Origin of the sequence: Gardnerella piotii (genome assembly GCF_003397585.1) — a bacterium.
Classification (GTDB): Bacteria; Actinomycetota; Actinomycetes; order Actinomycetales; family Bifidobacteriaceae; genus Bifidobacterium; species Bifidobacterium piotii.
On sequence record NZ_QJUV01000001.1, the window covers coordinates 1,399,944 to 1,406,824 of the forward strand.

Sequence of the window (6,881 nt, forward strand, 5' to 3'; positions counted from 1 at the left end):
TACCAACGTTTTCTACGCACTATTTCAAACCCATAAGCGCGCTAAATAAGCCCCCTGCAGGTATTAGTCCGCGTTTGCGTAGAACAAACAATCCAGCTGCGCAAGTTCCAGAAATCGTTGCAATTCCAAGGCTTAAAGCAGTGTATGCAACTACTGGCTTGCGTTGGAACAAGCCTATAATTCCACTAGGTTCTTCGCTTTTAACGCCGCTTCTAAGGCTTTGGCTTAATCCTTTAATTCGCTTTGCGCCGTACTTTGATTGCAAGCCCTTTGACTTTCCTAAAGTGCTTCCAGAAAGACTTACAGACCTGCCAGTTTTGCCCGTTTTAGCAGACTTTGCAAGACCAGAGCCAGACCCAAAGAACGACGATCCTCCGCCAGAATAAGATCCAGCTAACGCAGTTGAACCGCCGTTATTGTTGCCATTGTTACCATTATTTGCATTTGTATTTACATTGGTGTTATTGACGTTACCATCATTCTGGACATTTTCCTGGCCATCTTCCTGGCCATCTACATCTTCATCATCACCATCGCCATCATCGCCATCTTCATCGCTTCCAGCGCTACAACTCATAGGCTTTTCCATTGGATCCACACCAATCGCAAAATGGAAGTCCTTTGCAACTGTTTTTCCATTAGCGCTTACAGCAAGACGAATCGTGTAGTACCCAGACTTTGAAAAATCCCAATTCAAATGCATATGCGTGTTTGCTGGAATAGTGTACGTGCGGTTTCCGCCGCTAGACATAAGCGTTTTAGCTTTTCCGCCTAACGAACCTTGCAACCAAATGCGCACACTACCTGGCCCTTTTACAGATTTAAGGCTGATTTTACTTGGCTTGTGTGGTCTTAAATTCTGGTTACTCCAGCCAACCCATGGCACGCTATTTTTTTGCGTTTGTGGCAGTCTCCACACGCTACCGTCTTTAGCTGATTTTCCAGCATAAAACACAACTTTGCTAGGGTCACGCTTTACGTGGCTTCCAGTCACGTCTTCTTGAACAGCAAATCCTATTCCGTTACCAGTTGAATATGTTGCTAAATCAACGTGACCATGCTTTATGACCAGCTTATTGCCTTGTAAATCCTTAAATTTGGAGCATTTTTTACTTGACTTTTGCTTTTTATTTTTGGATTTAGATTCAGCTTCAGACTCGCCACTACCACTATTTTCGCCATCTTCACTGCCATCTTCACTGGAGCTATGATTTGCTAATCCATCTTTTGGCTTTGCACCAGGCCATGGTGTTACGTAAACTCTGTTGTTGTTTCCGTTTATGACTATCGAAGTGGAAGAATCTTCATCATCTTCATCTTCGCTATCTTCAGATTCTTCATCTTCATTGCCATCATCTTTTTTATCTGAATCAGAATGCATAAATTTGTTAAATCCGCTGTAATCGTTAAAACTATTGTCGTCCGCAATAGCTGATTCTCTACTATCTTTACTATCTTTAGAATCCGCGTTTTTCATATCCACTTCAAACGTGTAGTCTTGAACGTCTTTAACAATACTTCCACTTTCAGTTATTGCAGCGGCTTCCATGCTAAGAACATACTTGCCTGCTTTTGTAAACACCCAGCTAACGTGCATATGCTTTTCTGCATCTACATACATTTTGTTCGGAAACTTTGTATTAGGCGTTCCTATAACAGGCGTTATTTCGCTATGAGCGTCTTCTTGGTACGCATACACAGCTCCACCCTTCGGCATAACTGCCTTTTTTATTGCAAAGCGAACAGCAACTATTCCAGCTTTTTTGTCTAATGTTTCTGTTGCAAAACCAGGCCACAATTTACTTGTATCTTGTGTTTGAGGCAATCCCCAAACTGGCAAATTTGCAGCATTTTCTGGCAAGAATTTTAAGCCTTCACTAGACTGCTTAGTGTTACTTCCAAGTACAAATATCAATCGACTTGTACTAAACCTAATATGATTACCACTATTGCCTGGGAAGTCATCTCCGCGCGTAGATAAAACAAACTTTCCGCTTTTGCTAATATACGTTGCAAAAGCGTCTGTATGACCTTTGTATACTCTACATTTTGCAATTATGGAAGAATCATCGACCTTTTCATCATCGTCTTTCATAGAAGCATATTTGCAAGCTTCTTCATTTTCAGATTGATTAGAATCTTCATTCTTATTGTCAGAATACTGATTGGAAACTGTAGAAGAACCTTCTTGTGCATCAGATGTATCTTGCCCGTCTTGTTCAGCAGACTCCTCTTGCGCAGCTTCACTCGCATATGCACTACCACAATTGCAGCAGCACATCGATGCCAAGAATCCAAAAGATATTATTGCGCTTATAATCGCGCTTATTAGCCTAAAGCAGATTAAGGTTTTATTACGCAAAGTTTTATTACTCAATGTTTTATTACGCATTGTTCTGTCCTAAATTATTAAAAATCGAAGTGTTTTGGTGCGAGTTGGAATCATGCTGATTAATCGCCATTTGGCGCGCACGCTTGCTCTTTACTACAGCGAATGCAATAAACGCAATAATTATGATTGTTAAAATCGCAAATACAATCATCACAATTTGCGCGATTGCTACAGTGTCGTCAGAGCTGGACTTGTGCTTTTTTCTAGAGCTATTTGCAAATTTATTGCCATTATTGTTTTCGCTATTAGCTGCGTTTCCGTCGCCATTACCATCCGCGTCTTCGCTGCCATTAGCCTCATCTTGCGCATCCGTTTGCGAAGCTCCGCCTTGATCTGCACTACCAGCACTTGCGCTTGGCAAAGCCGCTTGCGCATCCGTTTTATCTCCTACAGCAAAGTTAAGAACGCGAGTATCGCTTACAGCGCGGCCGTTTTTAAGCTTTCCAGAAAAAGTGAGTTTTACGTGGTAGATTCCAGGCTTAGAGAACACCCAATTTACATGCGTGTGCGCGTTCGCTTCAATCCAGCTGTTTTGCGGATATCCTTTAGTGCTATCCCATAATTGCTGTGGAGCATTATTGCCATTTTCCAAGTAAACATGCAATTTTCCAGGGCCACTTACACCATCAAGCGAAAGATTTGCTCCGCGGTCTAGCTCGTTTAGCACTCCGCCTTCTTGAGTGTTCCACCCAAGCCATGGAACGTCAGGATTTTGAGTTTGCGGAATCACATAAAGCTTTGTTCCTGGCTTTTCGCCAATAAAACTGTAGGTAGAATCGTTTGGCATTGGAATAATCGAGTTGCTGCCAAGCTTAAATACCACATTTTCTGGGTCTCTCCAAACTGGCTCATCGCCAGTATCATCGCGGATTTTCATCTTCCAGTTACCACCCGAAAGCGTTGGTCCAAAATCAGCGTGACCCGCTTGAATCATCACTGGCTGATTGCTTGTTACAGCATTCGCTGACCCAACAAGTGGAGATGGCATTAAAACTGTTGCAATCAACGTAATCGCCGAACATATTGCAGCAATAAGTGCGATTGCTACGTGATTCTTATTTTTACTCATTTTTTATCCTTAAGTCCTAAATTTGATTTTGTTATATTAGTTTTTCTAAAGTTTTGCGAACAGCTTTCTACAACAGCTTTATGCGTGGCTTCATCAAGAATGCGCCAGCTCCTGTTATTGCACACAAGCTCACACTTGCAGTTCCAACAGCAGCTGCCACCCACTTTGTTTTATGGCTGTTTTCTTCGCTATTTTCTTGCTCGTCGTCTAATTCACTGTCGTTATAATCGCTAGAATCATTAGAATCTTCGTGACTATTTTTTACCTTCTTGTTACCACTCTTAAGTGGCTTAGACTTTTTTATCACTTTAGATTTCTTTGACTTTCCAAAGCTGCCAAGCCCTGCGAATCCACCGCCTAATCTTCCTGATTTTCCAGCGTTAACAAGCCTTCCGCCAGAAAGAGGTCCAGCAGCAAGCGGCGTTACACTCTGTATTTTGTTTTCGCTTTGATTTTGGCTTCCGCTATTATCGTCATTTTCATCTAACTTTTTGTCGGAATTCTTGTCTAACTGCTTTTTATTCTTCTTGCGATTCTTTTCTAAATCGCTATTGCTGTTAGAATCTTGACTATTTTCATCTTCCGTATCGTTTTTGTCGCCATTTTCATCGCCATTATTATTTTCGTCATTCTCATCCGTTACAGATTCATGACTCTTATTCTTCTTGCGATTCTTTGTATTCTTACGATTTTGCTTGCGATTCTTTGTGTTCTTGCGATTCTTATGCGACCCAGAATCGCCAGAATCGCCAGCTTCCCCATCCTTCCTATCTCTCTTTATGTTTACATTCCAATCGCAAAAATCGTCGTATCCAGCATTCCTATACAAAGTTCCATTATCCAAAACAAGCGAAGCGCGTATAACAGCATCTTGCATGCTCTTATCAATCACTAAATCAAGTGTGCTTCCTTCTGCCATTGGTATGTTCTTAAACTCTTTTTCGCCGTCTTTTTTAATCATCCACCTGTATTTTTTGACTATGGATGTAACAGGCTTTTCTGGTTCTCCTGCCTTACCATTTACAACAGGCACGCGAGGCGAATACAGCTTTGCATTAAGATGTACGGTTTCGCCAATCTTAACCTTGTTTTTGCCCTTAATTGCAACAACTGGCCTACCGTCGGCTCCGTGATCTTCTACAACAATTTTTGCAGTTGCGCGTTGTTTTTCATAATCAAAAGTGCCTTCAAAAGCCGTAACAATAACAGAAACTTGCATATTATTCATTGCAGGCTCTGGAGGAAGTATAAGCCTTTCTCCAATAAAGCAAGTTCCTTCCGTACCCTTTTGCTCATCTGCACGCGTTATGCACCATTCATATGTAGGCCTTTTTATTTCTCCACTTGCGATTTTTTCCTTTAAACCATCCATGTATGTGTAAAGGTTTACGTCGCCGCCTTCTTCGTAAGAATGATAGTGAGGATGAGAGCCCGTTTTTCTAACTCCTAGAATGCATAACTGACCATCTTGGCACTCAGGGTTATCGATAGGGTCTTCGTCTTTAGTATTTGCATCCAAAACTGGGATTTCCGCTTTTCCGCGTTCTCTAACAACCGAATCGCTCGAAACCATATGGCTGCTATTTGCATCAACTTCAAAAGTATATTTAGCAGTGTCTGTTTTAAGCGTTTTTTGAGTTACTCGATTCTTAATAACCGCATAAACCTCTAAAGTATAAGTTCCAGGCTCTGTAAATACCCAATTCGTATGCTGATGCGTAACCTGCGGCTGATGAATTACGCCTGGAAGCTCAAAACGACTACCTTCTTCACCTTCAACATCGTCTTTATCTTTGTATTCAAAAGACTTAGCTATATGCTCACCCTGCTTATTTTTATCCGTCTCCCATACTAAGACTTTTCCGCCTTTAGGAGCTGTTACTTTTTGCACAACAATGTCTGCAGTTGCTCCATCTGGATTTTCTGCGTCAACAGCGTATCTTGCTATAGACGTATCCCATCCTGGGAATAGCTCTTTATCTTGTTTATTACCAGATTCGTCTAAAAGCCAATAACCTTTTGATGCATCGAATGGTAACTTGTTTTTGTAATTATCAAAAGGCTTAGTGCTATACGAAGAATTCCCAACCTTCATTGTTACGTTTTCTGGATTGTAAAGCATTGAGTTGGCTTCAAAACCCATTATTAGCTTGTCATTGTGCATAAACGGATAAAAAATATCCATATGACCTTTTTTTAATTCATCCGTTTTATTTTCATAATACTTATAAGACGTTTTATGATCATCCGCGTACGCAGGATTTGCAGCACTGAACCCCGATACCAGCACCGCAAACGCAAGCACCGCAACGCCGCACATCGCGAACGCGCGTTTTACCATATTCTTAATGACCTGAGTCATATTACTGTTTCGCTCTCTACACTTCATCTTCTCTATTTCGCCTATTCGCGCTCTTCTTTCACGAATGACTATTGAAGATATCCATACAACGTCTAACAATAATAATAATGATTCTCATTAATAGTCAAGTCGACACTCCGATAAACAAAAACGCTGGCAGCTCAAAGCAACCAGCGCAATTGTTCTTAATAGCTATTTAATAATTATTTATATTTTTAGCTAAGATCTTAGCCTTCTACAATATCTGCATTAAGGCAAGTCTTAAAATGACGAAGCGCCCACTCGTGACCTTGCGGATCAAAGCTTGCGACTGCATCTTTGTGAACTACGATTTTGAATCCAAGATTATACGCGTCAACAGCAGTGTGAAGCACACAAATATCCGTGCAAACTCCCACCAAGTGCAGCTCCTCAATATGACGTTCGCGAAGCTTAATCAGCAAATCCGTGCCATTAAACGACGAGTAGCGCGTCTTATGAATGTAATAAACGTTGCTTTTATCTTTATTTGCTTCGTAAAAATCACCAAGCGTGCCATATAACTTCTGGCCATGAGTTCCTGCAATATTGTGAGGTGGGAAAAGCTTAGTTTCAGGATGATACGGATCGTTTAGATGATGCGTATCGATTGCAAAAACAACGAATTCGCCAGCGTCTAGAAATTCTTGCGATATCTCCGTGATTCGCTTCTCGAGCTTTTGTGCAGGCTCTCCTACTGTAAGAGAGCCGTCGCTTGCCACGAAATCATTCGTATAATCAATGTTAATAAGAGCCTTTTTCATACATACTTCCGTTTTTAATTGTGTTAAAGCTACACTTACACACTACTCTTTACGCTAACAAGATTCTTTACACTAACATGTTTCAGCGCAATCGCACTACAGATTTGTTATATTTGCATCACGCGCGCGACGACCTGGTTTTAAATAATAAAAAAGCGGGGAACAATCAAGTTCCCCGCTAGAAGAATAATGCGGCAGCGTGTTAGTCTCCCACACCCTATCGAGTGCAGTACCCTCACCGTATCAGGCCTTAGCTTCCGGGTTCGGAATGGGACC

Annotated in this window: 3 protein-coding genes, 1 rRNA gene and 1 pseudogene; all 5 read right to left on the reverse strand. The window is 41.3% G+C overall.

Going from position 1 to position 6,881, the window contains the following annotated elements:
• Positions 1 to 19: 19 nt before the first annotated feature.
• Positions 20 to 2,392 (reverse strand): choice-of-anchor M domain-containing protein, encoded by a 2,373-nt coding sequence (locus D0T20_RS05940; RefSeq protein ID WP_240320599.1) that lies wholly within the window; start codon positions 2,390 to 2,392, stop codon positions 20 to 22.
• Positions 2,388 to 3,461: pseudogene (locus D0T20_RS05945) on the reverse strand (TIGR03773 family transporter-associated surface protein); the annotation flags it as partial. The pseudogene D0T20_RS05945 and the gene D0T20_RS05940, both read right to left, overlap by 5 nt.
• A 67-nt stretch (positions 3,462 to 3,528) precedes the next feature.
• Positions 3,529 to 5,823 carry a choice-of-anchor M domain-containing protein gene (locus tag D0T20_RS05950; protein ID WP_116438691.1) on the reverse strand — a complete coding sequence of 765 codons (2,295 nt, stop codon included), beginning with the start codon at positions 5,821 to 5,823 and terminating at the stop codon, positions 3,529 to 3,531.
• 227 nt (positions 5,824 to 6,050) lie between these two features.
• The gene (locus D0T20_RS05955) at positions 6,051 to 6,605 is read right to left on the reverse strand and encodes a cysteine hydrolase family protein (RefSeq protein ID WP_004121289.1); all 555 of its coding nucleotides are present in this window, start codon (positions 6,603 to 6,605) and stop codon (positions 6,051 to 6,053) included.
• Positions 6,606 to 6,794: 189 nt separating this feature from the next.
• Positions 6,795 to 6,881: ribosomal RNA gene (gene rrf / locus D0T20_RS06555) — 5S ribosomal RNA — on the reverse strand; the annotation flags it as partial.